We start from the raw sequence: 18,035 nt of genomic DNA on the forward strand, positions 1-18,035 counted from the left end.
TTCACGCCCCTTCTCTCGCGGTTCGCCGCATCGTTCCCGCTACCGGTCGCCCGCGGCCGATACCAGCGACTTCAGCTTCACCCCCCTATCCGCAACGGCCGCCGGGCTCACGTCGATCCCCCGCTCGACCAGCATTCTCGCCACGCGCATTTCCTTGACGAACCCCGACGCGCGGCCGAAACCGCTCGCGGCGACGAGCCGCGCACCGGCGTCGAAATGGAAATGGATTTCCGCGTCATCGTCGAGCACGCGCGCGACCGACCGCTCGCCAAGCGCCGGCTCTCCGGCCACCTGCAACTGCGCGTCGTATTGATCCGACCAGAACCACGGCGTCTCGCGATACGGCTCGTCGGCGCCGAGCATGTTGCGCGCGGCGACGCGCGCCTGCGTCTCGGCGCCGTGCCACGTCTCCTGCCGGACCGGCCGCCCTGACAGCACACTCGGAAACACCGCGACGTCGCCGGCCGCGTAGATGCCGTGCGCCGAAGTCTCGAGCCGCGCGTTCACGACGATGCCGCGCTCGACGGCGAGGCCCGCGTCGCGCGCCAGCTCGTCGGCCGGGTCGATGCCGATGCCGGCGACGACCGTGTCGGCGATCAGCATGCCGCCGTCGTCGAGCACGACGGCCAGCGCGCCGCCCGCCGTCCGCTCGATCGCAACCGGCTTCCGGTTCACGCGAATGGCCACGCCCTGCCGTTCGTGAAGTGCGTGCACACGCGCCGCGATCGTCTCCGGCACCGCGCGCCCGAGCAGGCGCGGTGCTGCATCGAGCACCGTCACGCGGCACCCGCGCAGTCGCGCCGATGCCGCGACTTCGAGACCGATGAAGCCGCCGCCGATCAGTACGATCCGCGCATCGGGCACGAGCCGCATGCCGAGCGCCGCCGCGTCGTCGAGCGTGCGCAACGCAAACACGCCGTCGAGCGTCGCGCCCGGAATCGCGAGGCGCCGCGCGCGGCCGCCGGTCGCGAGCAGCAGCGCGTCGTAGCCGAACACGCGAGCGCCCGACACGCGCACTTCGCGTGCGCACGGATCGATACGCTCGACCGTCGCGACAACCGGCTCGATGCGATCGGCCGCCCACGCGTCCGGATCGCGCAACCGGCACTGCGCCGTGCTGCGCTCGCCGGTCAGCACGCCCTTCGACAACGGCGGCCGCTCGTACGGCAGGTGCGCCTCCGCGCCGATCAGCACGATCCGCCCGCCCCAGCCGGACTCGCGCAGCACCTGCGCCGCGCGGCCACCCGCGTGGCCCGCGCCGACGATCGCCATCACCCGGTCGTTCGTCATCGCGTCACACCTCGATCAGGATGCGGCCGTCTTCGATCTTCGCGCGGTACGTGCGCAGCTTCTCGCAGGCGGGTGCGGACAACGGCCGGCCGTCGCGGACGTCGAAGCGCCCGTTGTGCTTCGGGCATTCGATCACGTGGTCGATCACGAGCCCGTCCGCGAGGTGCACGTGCTCGTGCGTGCACAGGCCGTCGCTCGCATAGACTTCGCCGTCGATGCGGTAGATCGCGTACGTGTGCCCGGCATGGTCGAAGCGCGCGACGTCTTCGTCGTCGATGTCGTCGAGCGCGCCGGTGTCGATCCATTGCGTCATGTTGCGTGTCTCCTCGGTTGGAAGGTTCGATGTCGGTCATGCACGCGCGGCATCCGGCACGGGCCGCACGACGTAATGGGAAGGGTCGCGCGTCTGCCGGACCAGCGCCGGCACGATCTCCGCATACGCGGCCAGCGTGCTGCGGTACGGTGGCGGCATGTCGGCCTTCACGGCCTCGTGCAGCTTCGGCAGCGCGTGGAACGGCACCATCGGGAACATGTGGTGCTCGACGTGGAAGTTCATGTTCCAGTACAGGAAGCGGAACACGGGATTCATCATCACGGTCCGGCAGTTGCGCCGGTGATCGAGCACGTTCTCGGGCATGCCCGCGTGCTGCGTGAGACCGAAATACAGGTACAGCCACGCACCGTAGAGACTCGGCAGCCCGATGTAGAGCAGCGGCAGGATCGTGTGCCAGTAGAACGACGCACCCGTCACGAGCGCATAGATCGCGAGATGAATGCGCGACTCGCGCACCACCTTCGGCACTTCCGATTCGGGCACGTAAGTGCGCTCCTCGTCGTCGAGCCGGCCGGTGAACGCGATCGCGATCATCTTGCGCAGTTCGCCTGCCACATGCTTCAGCGCGACGACGTTCAGCGCAAGCGAGAGCCAGTCGGTCGGCTTCGGCGCGGCGATTTCCGGATCGCGCCCGACGACCAGCGTATCGGTGTGATGGCGCGCATGGCTCCAGCGCCATGCCGTCGCGCGGCGGAACACCTGGAACGACGCCACCTGGTACAGCACGTCGTTCATCCAGCGCGTGCGGAATGCGGTGCCGTGCCCGCATTCGTGCCAGCGCGAGTCCGCCGGGCTGCAGTAGAGCGTGCCGTACACGAAGAACGCGGGGATCGCCCACGCCGAATGCGCGCGCCATGCCAGCCACGCGAGCACGCCGCTGATCGCGATCGCCGCGTACCAGATCAACGTGTCGCGGATCGCGCGCGCGTCGCCGCGCTGCATCAGCTGCTTCATCAGCGGCCGCGGCACCGGGCACCGGTACCACTCGGCGTTGACGAGCCCGGCCGCCTGCGCACGCTCGCCGGCGCCGCCGATCATCCGGTATGTCTGACGGCGCGCCACCGTGCGGTCGTGCGCCTGGTCGTCGATATGAACCACGTGCGTCTCCTTGATTCCTTGTCCGTAGGAAGCGCGGCAAGCGCTTCGGCATGGAATCAAAATTAGGCCCGCGGCCGCCCCCGCTCAATCGAAACGTTGACGAAATTTCGCCATCGCTTTAGCGTTCCTCGCATCGCCACGTCTCGATGGCGACACCACGATGGAGACAACCATGGCAGGCGAATCCGGGCCGCGCTGGCGCAAGCGCACCGCGCGCTTCGACGAGATCGCGGCGCTCGCCGGGGTCAGCACGACCACCGTCGACCGCGTGCTGAACGAGCGCGGCAGCGTCTCGGCGCAGGCACGCGAGCGCGTGGTGGCGGCCGCGCGGCAGCTCGGCGTGCCGCGCCAGCTGCCCGACACGCGGCACGGGCTGATCCACGTCGACGTGCTGCTGCCGGATACCGACGCGGCGTTCTTCCGGCGGCTGCAGCTGGCGCTGCAGCGCTCGCTGCAGATGCTCGACCGGCGCGTGGTCGTGCATCGGACGATCCTGCCCGCTGCCGACGACGAGCGGGCCGCCGCACTGATCGAACGGCCCGCCTACCGGCGCGCGGCGCTGATCGTCACGGCGCGCGACACGGCCCGCGTGCGCGACGCGCTGGCCGGCGCGATCGCGCGCGGCGAAACCGTCGTCACGATGGTCACCGACATCGGCGGGATCGACCGCGTGCACTTCGCGGGCATCGACAACTACCGGGCCGGGCGCACGGCCGGCTACTACATCGGCCGCCTCGCGGCACGCCCCGGCCGCGTGCTGCTGCTCGGCGGGCGCATGGGCTACCGCGCGCACGCGGACCGGATGGCCGGCTGCCGCGACCAGCTCGCCGAGGCGTTCGCCGCCGTCCGCTGCGACGACGAGCCGGTCGAGACGCTCGACCAGGACGACCGCTGCTACCGCGCCGTGACGAAGGCGCTGCAGGCGCACGACGACGTGGTCGCGATCTACAACAGCGGCGCCGGTTCGGCCGGCATCGAAGCGGCGCTGCGCAAGGCCGGCGCGGCCGGCAAGGTCGTATGGATCGGCCACGAGATGATCGACCTGCACCGCACCTTCATCGAAGCCGGCGCGATGGACCTCGCGATCGACCAGGATCCGGACGGCCAGGTGATTTCCGCGCTGCAGCACGTGCTGCATGCGTGCGGGATCGTCGACCAGCCGCCGCCGGCCGACCCGGTCGAATTTCGCGTGTTCTGTCCGGCAAACGTACGGACGAGCGCTTACCTGCCGGCCTGAATCCCGCCGTCTGTCACACCGCATGCTCGTCGCAAAAAAATCGACTGCCGCATTGGCGATTTTTCGCCAACGTTTGTCATGCAGCCCGCGCCGCGCATCCGTACATTGGGCAGCCAATCCCATGACAACGGCGGACAGGAGACGATGGCTGAACCGATCCTCATCGGCGTGAATCTCGACGGCGTGCTCGAACACGACGGCCTGCCGTTGCCCGCGCCCGCCGAACGCTTCCGGATGGTCGCGGGCGCCGGTGTATTCGACTACGTCGAAAAGAACCCGGTGCGCGGCGAAGACCTGTCGCCGTATTTCGCGCTGGTCGACCGCCATGCGCTGCCGATTCGCGTGATCGGCGGCATCTGGTGCGCGGGCCGTGACGAAGCGCACGTCGCCGAGATCGTCGACGCGGGCGGGCGCTTCGGCAGCACGGTGCTCAACTGCCAGCTATACGCGCATCACGCAGACGGCCATCCGCTGTCCGACCGCGAGGTCGCCGATTTCTACCTGCGGACCTACGCGCGCGGCGAGCCGGCCGGCTGCCTGCCGAGCCTCGAAGTGCACGTCGACATGTGGAGCGAGGATTTCACGCGCATCGCACGTGTCGCGCGGCTTGTCGAACAGGCCGGCGTGCCGTTCCGGATCACGCTCGATCATTCGCACCTGCTGTTCAAGATCGGCAATCGCGCCGAGCTCGACGCATCGGGCATGCGCGACGCGGCCGACGACGGCCGCCGGGTGCTCGACCCGGCGTCCCCCGACGCCCTCTACGCCGACTGGATCGCGCGCGGCTGGGTCCGGCATGCGCATGCGCGCAGCGTGATGCCGAACAATCCGCACAACCCGTGGATGCGCCGCGCCGACGGCAGGCCCGGGCGCGGCATCCAGTATCCGTTCGTCGCACCCGCGCCGGGCGCCTATCACGGTGCATGGCGCGCGGCGGCACTCGACACGTGGAAAGCCGCGCTTCGGCAGTTGCTGCACGCGCAGGCCCGCGCACAGCCGGTGCACGTCGAACAGATCAGCTGCGAGTTCATCCCGTTTCCCGACTACGGCGGCGGCGCGCGCTATTCGATCTTCGACAACAACGTCGCATGCGCGCAATGGTTGCGCGACACGTGGCATGCCCTCGCCGCGCCGCCGATATCGCGCGCACCCGCACCTGATTCGAACCCAGCCCCCACTCGAGACCCAAGGACAGAACGATGACGCAAGCCTTCCATTTTTCGCTGAACCGGATGAGCGCACCGCGCTTGCCGTTCGACCGCTACGTCGCACTGTGCAAGCGCCTCGGCGTCGACACGATCGAGATCCGCAACGATCTCGATGGCGTCGAGATCGCCGACGGCACGCCGGCCACCGCCGTGCGCGCGACGGCCGAAGCCGGCGGCGTGACGATCCTGACGATCAACGCGCTGCAGCGCTTCGAGCAATGGAGCGCCGAGCGCGCGGACGAGGCGACCGTGCTGGCCGACTACGCGGCGCAATGCGGCGCGCGTGCGCTGGTGCTGTGCCCGACCAACAGCCGTGCCGACACGCGCAGCGCGGACGTGCGCCACGCGGATCTCGTGAAGGCGCTGAAGGCGCTCAAGCCGATCCTCGACGCGCGCGGCCTGCTCGGCTTCATCGAGCCGCTCGGCTTCGAGGAATGCGCGCTGCGCCGCAAGTCGGATGCGGTGAAAGGCATCTACGACGCGGCAGGCGAACAGGTGTTCCGGCTCGTGCACGACACGTTCCACCATCACCTGTCGGGCGAGGACATCTTCTTCCCGAACCTGACGGGCCTCGTGCACATCTCGGGCGTCGAGGAAGACGACCTGCCGGTCGACCGGATGCGCGACGGCCATCGCGTGCTGGTCGGCGGCGCCGACCGGCTCGGCAATATCCGCCAACTGCGCGAACTGCTCGCGCGCGGCTACCGCGGCGCGTTCTCGTTCGAGCCGTTCGCGAACGAGATCGCCGAAGCCGGTGACATCGAGGACCGGCTGCGTGTGAGCATCGACTACGTACGCGGCGAACTGTCGAATCAATGACCACCGCCAAGGTAGGCGGCCAATTCGAGCCGCGTGCCCGCACAAAACTACCCAATCACAGGAGAACGGAATGATCGAATTCGCGTTGTTCGGCGCGGGACGGATCGGCAAGATTCACGCGGCGAATCTCGCGCGCCATCCGGGTGCGAAGCTGAAGTACGTCGTCGACCGGCATGCGCCGTCGGCCGACGCGCTGGCCCATGCGCACGGCGCGCAGGTGGCCGACGTCGAGCGCGCGCTCGGCGATCCGGCCGTCCGCGCCGTGGTGATCGCATCGAGCACCGACACGCACGCGGACCTGATCGTCGCGGCCGCGAACGCTGGCAAGGCCGTGTTCTGCGAGAAGCCCGTCGACCTGACCGTCGAGCGCTCGCGTGTGTGCGCGGACGCCGTCCGGCGCAGCGGCGTGACCTGCATGATCGGCTTCCAGCGCCGCTTCGACCCGACGTTCGCCGCGCTGAAGGCGCGCGTCGAGCGCGGCGAGATCGGTGCGCCGGAAATGCTGGTCGTCACGAGCCGCGACCCGGGCGCGCCGCCCGTCGACTACATCCGCAGCTCGGGCGGCATCTTCAAGGACATGCTGATCCACGATTTCGACGTGTTCCGCTGGATCCTCGGCGACGAAGCGCAGACGCTGCACGCGACCGGCAGTTGCCTGACCGATCCGGCCGTGCACGACGCCGGCGACATCGATTCGACCGCCGTGACGATCCGCACGCGCCGCGGGCTGCTGTGCCAGATCAACACGTCGCGGCGTGCCGCCTACGGCTACGACCAGCGTTTCGAGCTGCTCGGCAGCAGCGGAATGCTGCAGGCCGGCAATGTGCGGCCGACCGAGGTGAGCGCGTGGCTCGCGGGCGGCATCGCGACGGACGTGCCGGAGCCGTTCTTCCTCGAGCGCTACCGGCACGCTTACGCGGCCGAGATCGCGCACTTCGTCGACGCGCTGCGCGACGGCACGCCGGTCCGCACGACGATCGACGACGGGCTCGCCGCGCTCGAACTGGCCGAGGCCGCGATGACGTCGTGGAAAACGGGGCGCGTAATCGACCTGTAGCGCAACCGGTGGCAGGCGGCGGCGAACCGCGCAAGCGGGCCGCCGCCGGATGATCGGCGGCCCGCCCGGTCGATACGCGGCAAGCGTGCGACCGCATCGGGAAAATTTGCCGAAGCGTCGCGCGGCATGCGCGTGAAAGCACGTATGATGGCGAATTGATCTGCGTCGCCGACATCCCGCTTTTTCACCACCATGCTCGATCACCTCATCTGCGACTGCGACGGCGTGCTCGTCGACAGCGAAGTCATCGCCGACCGCGTACTGCTCGACACGCTGTCCACCACGTTCCCGAATCTCGATTTCGAAGCCGCGGCAAAATCGGCGTTCGGCCAGCAGACGTCGCGCTTCCTGGCGGGAATCGAATCCCGCTTCGGGATCGAGATGCCCGCCAACTTCATCGAGACCATCGAGCACAACATCGAGAGCGCGCTGGCGCAATCGCTCGCGCCGATCTCCGGCGTGCGCGACGCGCTGCTGAAGGTGAGCCTGCCCGCGGCCGTCGTGTCGAACAGCCGGCTCGCGCGTGTGCGCAGCTCGCTGAAGCGCGCGGCGCTCACCGAGATCTTCGGCGATCGCGTGTTCAGCTCCGAGCAGGTGGCGCGGCCGAAGCCCTATCCCGACGTCTACCTGCATGCGGCGCACACGCTCGGCGTCGCGCCGGAGCGCTGCATCGTCGTCGAGGACAGCGTGTCGGGGTTGAATGCCGCGCGTGCGGCGGGCATGAAGACGATCGCGTTCGTCGGCGCGAGCCACATCCCCGACAACTACGCGGACGCGCTGCGCGCGATGGGCATCACGCGGATCATGCGCAAGATGGACGAACTGCCGGCGTTCGTCGAAGCCGGCATGCGCGGCGAATTCAAGGACGTGCAGTCCTGACGATCATGCCGGCCCGATCAGGCTGATCGGGCCAATCCGGCGTGCGCCGGTTCACGCACGCCGTGCCACGGGCGCAAATGCGCCCGCCTTCCCTCAGGCCGGTTCGCAGCAGCGCTCGCGCGCGGCGGCCAGCGCCTCGCGGAACTCGACCAGTTCCGCGATCGTCAGCATCGGCAGCCCGTGCTGTTGCGCGAAACGCTCGACATCGTCGCCGCGCGTCATCGTGCCATCCGGATTCATCAGCTCGCACAGCACGCCGGCCGGCTTCAGGCCCGCGAGGATCGACAGGTCGACCGTGCCTTCGGTGTGACCGCGGCGGGCCAGCACACCACCCGGCTGCGCACGCAACGGAAACACGTGGCCGGGGCGCACGATGTCGTGCGGCTTCGCCCCTTCGGCGATGGCCGCGCGGATCGTCGTCACGCGATCGGCCGCCGACACGCCCGTATGCACGCCCTCGCGTGCCTCGATCGAAACGGTGAACGCAGTGCCGTTGCGGCTTTCGTTGGTCTGCACCATCGGCGGCAGCTCGAGCGCGCGCACCGTGTCGTCGGTCAGGCACAGGCACACGATGCCGCTGCATTCGCGGATCAGCAGTGCCATCGTCTCGGGCGTGATGCGCTCGGCGGCAACGATCAGGTCGGCTTCGTTCTCGCGGTCGTGGTCGTCCTGCAGCACGACCGCACGGCCTGCGCGCATCGCTTCGAGCGCGGCGGCGATGCGGGGCGGCACCGGTTCGGAATCCAGCAACGGGAGATCGGCAAAGGCGTCGGCGGGTGCCGACGAAACGGACATCAAGGACATGTGAAACGCTCCTCGCAAATACGATTTGGGCGAAAAACGTTTCAGGGCATTGCAAACAGACAGAACGACAACCCGCTTCGCACGCACGGCGAAGCGGCCCTGACGGACATGACTATCTGCACATCTTCTCTCATCCGGACTATGACCGTCGGCTCTGGCATTCGACCAGATCTGCTGACCCCGCGCGGATGCGCGGGCGCTCGCGGGCTCGCCGGCTTACGCCAGCCTACCGCCGGTGGGGAATTTCGCCCCGCCCTGAAGACGCACTGATTGCCGGATGGGGCAACCCCATCTGCGGCGGGCCAAGCATACAACAGCTGCGCGCGCGGCGCAGCGAACATCACCTAAAACCTTACTGACGACCCCGTCTAACGGCATCGTCCAAACGGCCGACGAATGACCCGCGATCCCGCCCGAACGGCGAGCACGCGACCCGCTTTCGTGCGGCCTGCGCGATCAGCCGGCCGCGTGCGCTGCATGGGCCGTGTGCGCCGCGTCGGGCACGAGCCAGCGCGGCGGCACCTCCGGGCTCACCGTCACGCGGAACGCGCGCGCCTCGCTGTCGCCCGGGTTGCGCAGGCTGTACGGCTGGTCGGCGTCGAACACGATCGCGTCGCCGGTCGCGAGCAACTGGCGGCGGTCATGCACGCTGACTTCGAGCGTGCCCTCGCTGACCACGAGGTTGACCGTCGTGCCGGGCGCGCGGCGCGCGCCGGGCTCCGTATGCAGCGGCGCGATCCGCAGCTCGTGGAACTCGGCCGCGGCCGGCTCGCCTTCCGGGTACAGCGCGCGTGCCGAGAAGCGGCCGTTCGAGCTGACGACGCGCGACGCGCGTTCGGCCGCCAGGTGCTCGAAGCCGTTCACCGCATGGCGGCGCAGGAATGCGGCGACCGATACCTTCAACGCCGCGGCGATCTTGCAGAGCACCTTGATCGACGGCACGCTACGCGCCGACTCGATCTGCGCGAGCATCGCGCGCGACACGCCGGACAGCCGCGCGAGCGCATCGAGCGACAGCTGCCGCTCGGCGCGCAATCGCGCGAGGTTCACACCAACGACCTGTTCGAGAACGTCGAGCGACGCGGACGCCCGCGCATCGGCGGCGTTGCCGGACTCGAAGGAAGACACGTCGCGCACGAGCGCCAGGGATGAAGACATAGCATTGCCTCCGGGCCGCTGTGCAGCCCTGCGTATGGGGTAAGCCGGGATCGGAATCGGGTTGCGCCAGCAACGGCGCGTATCGAAACGCTATCACCCGGTCTTGCACCGGCAAACGAAGTTATCTTCACACCGTTATCAGCATCGCGGAGGAATGCGTTTCTCGCGAACCTTTTCCCGCCGTTATCGCGTCGCATGGGCGCCGCTCATTGCGCCTCTCATTGCGCCGCCGGCGCCGCACCGCGTGCCGGCCCGCGCGCGTCGAGCCGCATCGCGAACCACGTGACGACGAGCGCCGCGAACGTCACCGCGACGGCGACCCATGGCAGCGCATCGAGCGCGAGGCCGTGTTCCAGCGCAAGGCCGCCGAGCCACGCGCCGAGCGCATTGCCGACGTTGAACGCGCCGATGTTCAGCGTCGATGCGAGATGCGGCGCGCTCGCGGCCTTTTCGACCACGTGCGCCTGGAGCGGCGGCACCGTCGCGAACGCGGCGATTCCCCATACGAACACGGTGACGGCCGCCGCGACCGGATGGTGGCTCGTCCTGGCGAACACGACCATCACGGCCATCAGCGCGACGAGGATCGCGATCAACGACGGCATCAGCGCACGGTCGGCGAGCTTGCCGCCGAGCGTGTTGCCGATCGTCAGACCCGCGCCGAACAGCACGAGGATCAGCGCGACCGCGCGCGGCGAATAGCCCGACACGGACTGGAGAATCGGCGCGATGTACGTGAACACGACGAACACGCCGCCGAAGCCGAGCACGGTCATCAACAGCGCGAGCCACACCTGCGGCTCCTTCAGCACGCGCACCTCATGGCCGAGGCCGGCCGGCCTGCTGTCGTGGCGGTTCGGCACGAGCGCAGCGACGCCGCCGAGCGCCAGCACGCCGAGTGCGGCGACGATCCAGAACGACGCACGCCAGCCGAGCAACTGCCCGACGAACGTGCCGAACGGCACGCCGAGCACGTTCGACAGCGTAAGCCCCGTGAACATCAGCGCGATCGCGCTCGCGCGCTTGTCGGCCGGCACGAGCGACGCGGCGACCACCGCACCGATACCGAAGAACGACCCGTGCGCGAACGACGTGACGACGCGCGCGACCATCAGCATCGCGTAGCCCGACGCGGTCGCGCACAGCACGTTGCCGACGATGAAGATCGCCATCAGCAACTGCAGCGCGGCCTTGCGCGGCATGCGGCTCGTCAGCACCGCAAGGAGCGGCGCGCCGGCCGCGACACCGAGCGCGTAGCCCGTGACCAGCAGGCCGGCCGACGGCAGCGACACGGCCAGGTCGTGCGCGACTTCGGGCAGCAGGCCCATGATGATGAACTCGGTGGTACCGATGGCGAAGGCGCTGATCGCAAGCGCCAGTAACGGAATGGGCATGACGTTCTCCGGAAGGCGGCGGACGCGGCGCCCGGTCAGTGCCGCACCGCACAAAAGGCAGGATGTGCGCATTGTCCCGAAGATGCCTATATTTGATAATTGGCGTGGCATTTGAACCATTTTCAAATATTTCTGAAAAATCGCATGGATCGACTGGGCGATATCCGGCTGTTCGTCGAAGCAGCCGAACTGGGCAGCCTGTCCGCCGCCGGGCGCAAGCTGAACCTCACGCCGGCCGCCGCGAGTGCACGCCTCGCGAAGCTCGAGGCGGCGGTCGCTACCCGGCTGTTCGACCGTTCGACCCGGCAGTTGCGGCTCACCGACGAGGGCCGCCTGTACCTGAACGGCTGCCGGCAGGCGCTGCAGGCGCTCGACGACGCGAATGCGCTGCTGCAGGCCGGCCGCAACGTCGTCGGCGGCCGGGTGCGGCTGTCGGCGACGTCCGATTTCGGCCGCCGCCGGCTGCTCGACTGGCTCGACGAATTCACCGCGCGCTACCCGGACGTGACGTTCTCGCTGACGGCGTCCGACTCGACGGTGAACCTGTGGCAGGACGAGATCGACCTCGCGATCCGCTTCGCCGCGCCGCCCGACGGCGCGCTGATCGCCCGCCGGCTTGCCGCGGACCGGCGCGTGCCGTGCGCGGCGCCGTCGTTCATCGAACGCCACGGCTTGCCGCGTGATCCGCACGATCTGGCCCGCTTTCCGTGCAACGTGATCACGGTGGCATCCGGGCCGATGAACACGTGGCGCTTCACGCGCGGCGACCGAGGCGACGATATGCAGACCTGCACGGTGCCGCTCGCCACCGCGTTCGAGACCAACGACGGCGGCCTTGCCCGCGAGTGGGCGCTGCGCGGCCGCGGCATCGTGCTGAACTCGATCTGGGATGTTGCCGACGACATCCGCGCCGGGCGGCTCAAGGTCCTGCTGCCCGACTGGCGGCACCAGAGCGCGCCGCTGCACGCGATCTATCCCGGCAAGCGCTACATGGCACCCCGCGTACGCGTGCTGCTCGACTTTCTCGCCGAACGCTTCGCGCGCGAGGAAGCCGCGCACGAAGACCTGCTGAACGCGTGCCGCTGACGGCCGGCACGCCGCCATTCAGGGGTCGGAACGTGGCGGGCTGCGTCGCGCGCCCGCAACCCGCGGCCCGTCCCGGGCGGCATGAAAAGCTATAATGGAAAGCTTTCCCGACGGCTTTTCATGCTGGCTGCGCGCCATCCGCGCGCAGCGCAAGGCCGTCCCGATTCACCCTATAGACGACGCCCCCAGGTCAACCACTGCGAACGGCGAACCCCCATGACCAAGAAAGTTTACGTAAAGACCTTCGGCTGCCAGATGAACGAGTATGACTCGGACAAGATGGTGGACGTGCTGAATGCGGCCGAAGGCCTCGAAAAGACCGATACGCCGGAAGACGCCGACATCATCCTGTTCAACACGTGCTCGGTGCGTGAAAAGGCGCAGGAGAAGGTGTTCTCCGATCTCGGCCGCGCGCGCGCGCTGAAGGAAGCGAAGCCCGGCCTGCTGATCGGCGTCGGCGGCTGCGTCGCGAGCCAGGAAGGCGCATCGATCGTGTCGCGCGCGCCGTACGTCGACCTCGTGTTCGGCCCGCAAACCCTGCACCGCCTGCCGCAGATGATCGACGCGCGCCGCGAGAGCGGCCGTGCGCAGGTCGACATCTCGTTCCCCGAGATCGAGAAGTTCGACCACCTGCCGCCCGCGCGCGTCGAGGGCCCGAGCGCGTTCGTGTCGATCATGGAAGGCTGCTCGAAGTACTGCAGCTACTGCGTGGTGCCGTACACGCGCGGCGATGAAGTGTCGCGCCCGCTCGACGACGTGCTGACCGAAGTGGCCGGCCTCGCCGACCAGGGCGTGCGCGAAGTCACGCTGCTCGGCCAGAACGTGAACGCCTATCGTGGCGCGCTGGCGGCCGGCTCGGCGGAAATCGCCGATTTCGCGACGCTGATCGAATATGTCGCCGATATCCCCGGCATCGAGCGGATCCGCTACACCACTTCGCACCCGAAGGAATTCACGCAGCGCCTGATCGACACCTACGCGAAGGTGCCGAAGCTCGTGAGCCACCTGCACCTGCCCGTCCAGCACGGTTCCGACCGCATCCTGATGGCGATGAAGCGCGGCTACACGGTGCTCGAATACAAGTCGGTGATCCGCAAGCTGCGCGCGATCCGCCCGGACCTGTCGCTGTCGACCGACATGATCGTCGGCTTCCCCGGCGAGACCGAGGACGATTTCGACAAGATGATGGCGCTCGTGCACGAGATGAGCTACGACACCAGCTTCTCGTTCATCTACAGCCCGCGCCCCGGCACGCCGGCCGCGAACCTGCACGACGACACGCCGCGCGAAGTGAAGCTCAAACGCCTGCAACATCTGCAGGCGACCATCGAGGAAAACGTCGCGCGCATCAGCCAGTCGATGGTCGGGAAGGTCGAGCGGATCCTCGTCGAGGGCCCGTCGCGCAAGGACCCGAACGAACTCGCGGGCCGCACCGAGAACAACCGGGTCGTGAATTTCCCGGCGCCGCTCGCGTCGCACCCGCGCCTGATCGGCCAGATGATCGACGTGAAGATCAACCACGCGTACCCGCATTCGCTGCGCGGCGAGCTCGTGCTCGTCAGCGACGACGCGAGCGCGGCCACCCATTGACCGACTGACGCTCAACAGGAACCCGACGCCACTTTGAAGCCGACCCAAGCACTGGAATTCGTCGCGCCGCGCGACGACAATGCGCGCCTTGCCAACCTCTGCGGCCCGCTCGACGAGAACCTGCGGCAGATCGAGCAGGCGCTCGACGTCACGCTGTCGCGACGCGGCCACCGGATCGCGATCCGCGGGCGCGGCGCCAAGCTCGCGCTCGCCGCACTCGAGAACTTCTACAACCGCGCGCGCGATGCGCTGTCGGTCGACGACATCCAGCTCGCGCTGGTCGAAGTGCGCCACACGTCCGGCAACGGCCGTCAGGACACGCTCGACGTGCGCTTTCGCGGCGATCCCGACCATCCGTTCGACGAGCCTGTCGTGCAGCTGGACGCCAGCGAGCCGGAAGAGGAGCCCGGACCGAAGCTCTACACGCGGCGCGCCGACCTGCGCGGCCGCACGCCGGCGCAGCGCGAATACCTGAAGCAGATCCTGTCGCACGACGTGACGCTCGGCATCGGGCCGGCCGGCACCGGCAAGACCTACCTCGCGGTCGCGTGCGCGGTCGACGCGCTCGAGCGCGACCAGGTCAAGCGGATCGTGCTGACGCGCCCGGCCGTCGAGGCCGGCGAGCGGCTCGGCTTCCTGCCGGGCGATCTCGCGCAGAAGGTCGACCCGTACCTGCGTCCGTTGTACGACGCGCTGTACGACCTGCTCGGCTTCGACAAGACGGCGAAGATGTTCGAGCGCCAGATGATCGAGATCGCGCCGCTCGCGTACATGCGCGGCCGCACGCTGAACCACGCGTTCATCATCCTCGACGAGGCGCAGAACACGACGCCCGAGCAGATGAAGATGTTCCTCACGCGGATCGGCTTCGGCTCGAAGGCAGTCGTGACCGGCGACACGAGCCAGGTCGACCTGCCGCGCGGACACAAGAGCGGCCTCGTCGAGGCGCAGCAGGTGCTCGGCGGCGTGCGCGGCATCGCGCTCACGCGCTTCACGAGCGCGGACGTCGTGCGCCATCCGCTCGTCGCGCGCATCGTCGAGGCGTACGACGAATTCCACGCGCAGCACCAGGACGGCTGACCGGCCGGCGGCACTTGCACGCCGCCCCGGCCCGACAGCCCGGCCCGGCCCGCCAGACGGCGCGCCGGGCTTTTTTTCGCCTGCGTGAATTCGGGTGCGATCGGCCGTTTGGTGTATCCTCAACGCGTCCTAATCGCCGCACGCGTCATGAAATCCTCCCGTTCCCGCAAGTCCGGGCGCGCCCAGTCCGCCGCGCCCGCCTCCCCCCGCCTGTCGCTGTTCGATGCGAAGGGCAAGGCCCGGACCGTCAACGCGCAAGGGCTGCGAATCGACTTCCCGGACGGCCGCAGCCTGATGTTCGACCTGTCGGGCAGTTCCGGGGAAGCCGCCGTCGCGATCGTCGCGCAACACAACGATCCGGCCATGCGCGCGAAGCTCGCGCTGCAGCCCGAGCACTACGACAGCGTGACGCTGCACGTGGGTGCCGAGCCCGCGCCGCGTGAAGACGAAACCGAAGACGCGCTGCGCGAGCCGGAGCTCGACCTGTCCGTGCAGTACGGCGACGAGATCACGAGCGACGTGCGCAAGACGTTGCCCAAGCGCAAGCTGATCGCCGAATGGATCGAGCCGGCGCTGTTCGCCAGCGCGCAGCTCACGGTGCGCTTCGTCGGCGAAGACGAAGGCCGCACGCTGAACGCCGGCTACCGTCACAAGGACTACCCGACCAACGTGCTGACCTTCGCGTACGACGCGGCGCCCGACGGCACCGTGATCGGCGACCTCGTGCTGTGCTGCCCGGTCGTCGAGAAGGAAGCGCACGATCAGGGCAAGCCGCTCACGGCCCACTACGCGCACCTGCTGGTGCACGGCGCGCTGCACGCGCAGGGCTACGACCACGAGACGAGCGACGAGGACGCGGCCGAAATGGAAGCGCTCGAAGTCGACATCCTCGCGAAGCTGGGCTTCCCGAACCCGTACCAGTAAGCCGTCCGCACGATGCGCAACGCCGCGACGCTCCCGCCCGCCTACCCGCCGTCGATCGGCGACGGGCGCCTGCTGACGGAAGACGAGCTCGCGGCCTCGCTCGCGCACACGATGCGCGACTGGGACGGCCAGCAGGATCTCTGGCTGTTCGGCTATGGCTCGCTGATCTGGAACCCGGGGTTGCCGACCGTCGCCGCCGTGCGCGGCAAGGTGCACGGCTATCATCGCGGGCTCTACCTGTGGTCGCGCGTGAACCGCGGCACGCCCGAACGCCCGGGCCTCGTGCTTGCGCTCGATCGCGGCGGCTCGTGCTCCGGCATCGCGTTCCGGCTCGCCGGCCCGACCGCGCAGCCGCACCTCGAAACGTTGTGGAAGCGCGAGATGCCGATGGGTTCGTACCGGCCCGCATGGCTGCCGTGCTCACTGGAAAACGGCGAACGCGTGAACGCGCTCGCGTTCGTGATGCGCCGCGACGCGCCGACCTACACGGGCAAGCTGACCGATCCCGTCGTGAAGGAAGTGTTCGGCTGCGCGGCCGGCCGCTACGGCACGACGCTCGACTACGTGAGCCGCACGGTCGACGCGCTGCGTGCGAGCGGCATCCCCGATCGTGCGCTCGAAGGGTTGCTCGCGCGATGCCGGTGACGCGGCACGACGCACGGTTTGCCGCCACGCGATGCCGCGCCGCATACGCATTCGAACGAGGGTACGATCGATGAAACCGTCACACTGGTCGCGTTGCAGGATTGCCGCGCTGATCGTCGCCGCGAGCGTCGCGCTGTCCGGCTGCGGAATACTCGGCTGCGGCGGCGCCGCGACCAACGGCGCGGCCGGCGGCGGCTGCTCGGCCGGCATGCGGTTCTGAACCGCGGCGCGGCGATGCCCGCGTGCGGTGCGGCAGAATGCCGCCGCTGGCCGCTTCGGCCGGGCATTTTCCCGCGTCCCGGTTCCCCGCCCCTTCCACACCCGTTTTTTGCCGCCGCTGCCCCGCTACCCCTTTCTGAGATAGGATGGACACGAGGACGATGTCGCGCCCGGCGCGGCCGTCCGTGAGCGGGGTCCGCGCGAGCAGCCCACCCTGGCCGTGCGGCCGGTGTGACACGGTCGCGTCGTGCCCTTGGTGTATCCTTGCCTACTCCGTGACAGCGCGCTCCGGCATGACCCGGGCGCACCACCATGAACGATTCGTATCCCAGTCGTAAGCCAACCGACAAACCGCAAGAAAAGCGCTCGCTGCTCGAGCGCCTGACCGACTTCATCTCGCCCGAGCCCGAATCCCGCGGCGAGTTGCTGGAAATCCTCCAGGATGCCCACGAGCGCAACCTGATCGACGCCGATTCGCTGTCGATGATCGAAGGCGTGTTCCAGGTTTCCGACCTGTGCGCGCGCGACATCATGGTGCCGCGCGCCCAGATGGACGCGATCAACATCGCCGACAAGCCTGAAGATTTCATCCCGTTCGTCCTCGAGAAGGCGCACTCGCGCTACCCCGTGTACGAGGAGAACCGCGACAACGTCATCGGCGTGCTGCTCGCGAAGGATCTGCTGCGTTTCTATGCCGAAGAGGAATTCGACGTGCGCGGGATGCTGCGCCCGGCCGTGTTCATTCCCGAATCGAAGCGCCTGAACGTGCTGCTGCACGACTTCCGCGTGAACCGCAACCACCTCGCGATCGTCGTCGACGAATACGGCGGTGTCGCGGGCCTGATCACGATCGAGGACGTGCTCGAGCAGATCGTCGGCGACATCGAGGACGAATACGACTTCGACGAGGAAGCCGGCAACATCATCTCGGGGCCTGACGGCCGCTACCGCGTGCGCGCGCTCACCGAGATCGAACAGTTCAACGAGACGTTCGGCACCGATTTCCCCGACGACGAAGTCGACACGATCGGCGGGCTGATCACGCATCATTTCGGCCGCGTCCCGCATCGCGGCGAAAAGCTGCAGCTCGACAACCTCGTATTCGAGATCCAGCGCGGCGATGCGCGCCAGGTCCACGTACTGCTGGTGCGCCGCAACCCGCTCGCCAGCCGTCGCGCCGAAGCCTCGCACGAGGACTGACCGTCGCGCGCCA

Annotated in this window: 18 protein-coding genes and 1 riboswitch; of the genes, 12 read left to right on the forward strand and 6 right to left on the reverse strand. The window is 68.6% G+C overall.

Annotation, left to right across the window (positions count from 1 at the left end; genetic code table 11):
• Positions 1–39: 39 nt before the first annotated feature.
• Genes BCO18175_RS28895 through BCO18175_RS28905 form a run of 3 tightly spaced genes read right to left on the reverse strand, consistent with a single transcriptional unit; the run spans position 40 to position 2,662 of the window.
• The gene (locus BCO18175_RS28895; RefSeq protein WP_174986085.1) at positions 40–1,290 is read right to left on the reverse strand and encodes an NAD(P)/FAD-dependent oxidoreductase; all 1,251 of its coding nucleotides are present in this window, start codon (positions 1,288–1,290) and stop codon (positions 40–42) included.
• Positions 1,291–1,294: 4 nt separating this feature from the next.
• A complete protein-coding gene (locus tag BCO18175_RS28900) occupies positions 1,295–1,603 on the reverse strand; it encodes a non-heme iron oxygenase ferredoxin subunit (protein ID WP_011353115.1) in 309 nt (102 codons plus the stop codon).
• A 36-nt stretch (positions 1,604–1,639) separates the two neighbouring features.
• A complete protein-coding gene (locus tag BCO18175_RS28905) occupies positions 1,640–2,662 on the reverse strand; it encodes a fatty acid desaturase family protein (protein WP_438820516.1) in 1,023 nt (340 codons plus the stop codon).
• A gap of 232 nt (positions 2,663–2,894) precedes the next feature.
• On the opposite strand from BCO18175_RS28905, the gene BCO18175_RS28910 reads away from it, so the two are divergent.
• From BCO18175_RS28910 to BCO18175_RS28930, 5 genes are all read left to right on the forward strand, one after another.
• Positions 2,895–3,959, forward strand: a complete 1,065-nt coding sequence (locus BCO18175_RS28910; RefSeq protein WP_174986089.1) for a LacI family DNA-binding transcriptional regulator — start codon at positions 2,895–2,897, stop codon at positions 3,957–3,959.
• 144 nt (positions 3,960–4,103) lie between these two features.
• On the forward strand, positions 4,104–5,162 hold the full coding sequence (locus tag BCO18175_RS28915; protein ID WP_174986091.1) for a xylose isomerase: 1,059 nt from the start codon (positions 4,104–4,106) through the stop codon (positions 5,160–5,162).
• A complete protein-coding gene (locus BCO18175_RS28920) occupies positions 5,159–5,986 on the forward strand; it encodes a TIM barrel protein (RefSeq protein ID WP_174986093.1) in 828 nt (275 codons plus the stop codon). The genes BCO18175_RS28915 and BCO18175_RS28920 overlap by 4 nt, the downstream gene beginning before the upstream one ends.
• A 70-nt stretch (positions 5,987–6,056) precedes the next feature.
• Positions 6,057–7,043 carry an inositol 2-dehydrogenase gene (gene iolG / locus BCO18175_RS28925; RefSeq protein WP_174986095.1) on the forward strand — a complete coding sequence of 329 codons (987 nt, stop codon included), beginning with the start codon at positions 6,057–6,059 and terminating at the stop codon, positions 7,041–7,043.
• A 192-nt stretch (positions 7,044–7,235) separates the two neighbouring features.
• Complete coding sequence (locus BCO18175_RS28930) at positions 7,236–7,922, forward strand: HAD family hydrolase (protein ID WP_174986097.1); 687 nt, start codon at positions 7,236–7,238, stop codon at positions 7,920–7,922.
• A 93-nt stretch (positions 7,923–8,015) separates the two neighbouring features.
• Here the strand turns inward: BCO18175_RS28930 and ribB are convergent, their stop codons facing one another.
• The 3 genes from ribB to BCO18175_RS28945 all read right to left on the reverse strand — a co-directional run bounded on the left by ribB (position 8,016) and on the right by BCO18175_RS28945 (position 11,278).
• Positions 8,016–8,726, reverse strand: coding sequence for a 3,4-dihydroxy-2-butanone-4-phosphate synthase (ribB, locus tag BCO18175_RS28935; protein WP_039360016.1), 711 nt, complete (start codon positions 8,724–8,726; stop codon positions 8,016–8,018).
• A 118-nt stretch (positions 8,727–8,844) separates the two neighbouring features.
• Positions 8,845–8,993: riboswitch (FMN riboswitch) on the reverse strand.
• Between the two features lie 189 nt (positions 8,994–9,182).
• The gene (locus tag BCO18175_RS28940) at positions 9,183–9,884 is read right to left on the reverse strand and encodes a helix-turn-helix domain-containing protein (RefSeq protein ID WP_085042346.1); all 702 of its coding nucleotides are present in this window, start codon (positions 9,882–9,884) and stop codon (positions 9,183–9,185) included.
• 218 nt (positions 9,885–10,102) lie between these two features.
• The gene (locus tag BCO18175_RS28945) at positions 10,103–11,278 is read right to left on the reverse strand and encodes an MFS transporter (protein WP_174986099.1); all 1,176 of its coding nucleotides are present in this window, start codon (positions 11,276–11,278) and stop codon (positions 10,103–10,105) included.
• A 144-nt stretch (positions 11,279–11,422) separates the two neighbouring features.
• Between BCO18175_RS28945 and BCO18175_RS28950 the strand changes: the two genes are divergently transcribed.
• From BCO18175_RS28950 to BCO18175_RS28980, 7 genes are all read left to right on the forward strand, one after another.
• Positions 11,423–12,364 (forward strand): LysR family transcriptional regulator, encoded by a 942-nt coding sequence (locus BCO18175_RS28950; RefSeq protein ID WP_174915375.1) that lies wholly within the window; start codon positions 11,423–11,425, stop codon positions 12,362–12,364.
• Positions 12,365–12,580: 216 nt separating this feature from the next.
• Entirely contained in the window at positions 12,581–13,954 is a 1,374-nt protein-coding gene (gene miaB / locus BCO18175_RS28955) for a tRNA (N6-isopentenyl adenosine(37)-C2)-methylthiotransferase MiaB (protein ID WP_174915376.1), read from the forward strand.
• A 33-nt stretch (positions 13,955–13,987) separates the two neighbouring features.
• The gene (locus BCO18175_RS28960) at positions 13,988–15,034 is read left to right on the forward strand and encodes a PhoH family protein (protein WP_174915377.1); all 1,047 of its coding nucleotides are present in this window, start codon (positions 13,988–13,990) and stop codon (positions 15,032–15,034) included.
• Positions 15,035–15,181: 147 nt separating this feature from the next.
• Positions 15,182–15,958 (forward strand): rRNA maturation RNase YbeY, encoded by a 777-nt coding sequence (gene ybeY, locus BCO18175_RS28965; protein WP_174967522.1) that lies wholly within the window; start codon positions 15,182–15,184, stop codon positions 15,956–15,958.
• 12 nt (positions 15,959–15,970) lie between these two features.
• Entirely contained in the window at positions 15,971–16,603 is a 633-nt protein-coding gene (locus BCO18175_RS28970; protein ID WP_174915379.1) for a gamma-glutamylcyclotransferase, read from the forward strand.
• A gap of 70 nt (positions 16,604–16,673) precedes the next feature.
• The gene (locus tag BCO18175_RS28975; RefSeq protein WP_174967520.1) at positions 16,674–16,823 is read left to right on the forward strand and encodes a hypothetical protein; all 150 of its coding nucleotides are present in this window, start codon (positions 16,674–16,676) and stop codon (positions 16,821–16,823) included.
• A 311-nt stretch (positions 16,824–17,134) separates the two neighbouring features.
• Positions 17,135–18,022, forward strand: a complete 888-nt coding sequence (locus BCO18175_RS28980) for an HlyC/CorC family transporter (protein WP_174986101.1) — start codon at positions 17,135–17,137, stop codon at positions 18,020–18,022.
• Positions 18,023–18,035: the final 13 nt, after the last annotated feature.

The organism is Burkholderia lata (assembly GCF_902499335.1).
GTDB lineage: Bacteria > Pseudomonadota > Gammaproteobacteria > Burkholderiales > Burkholderiaceae > Burkholderia > Burkholderia lata_B.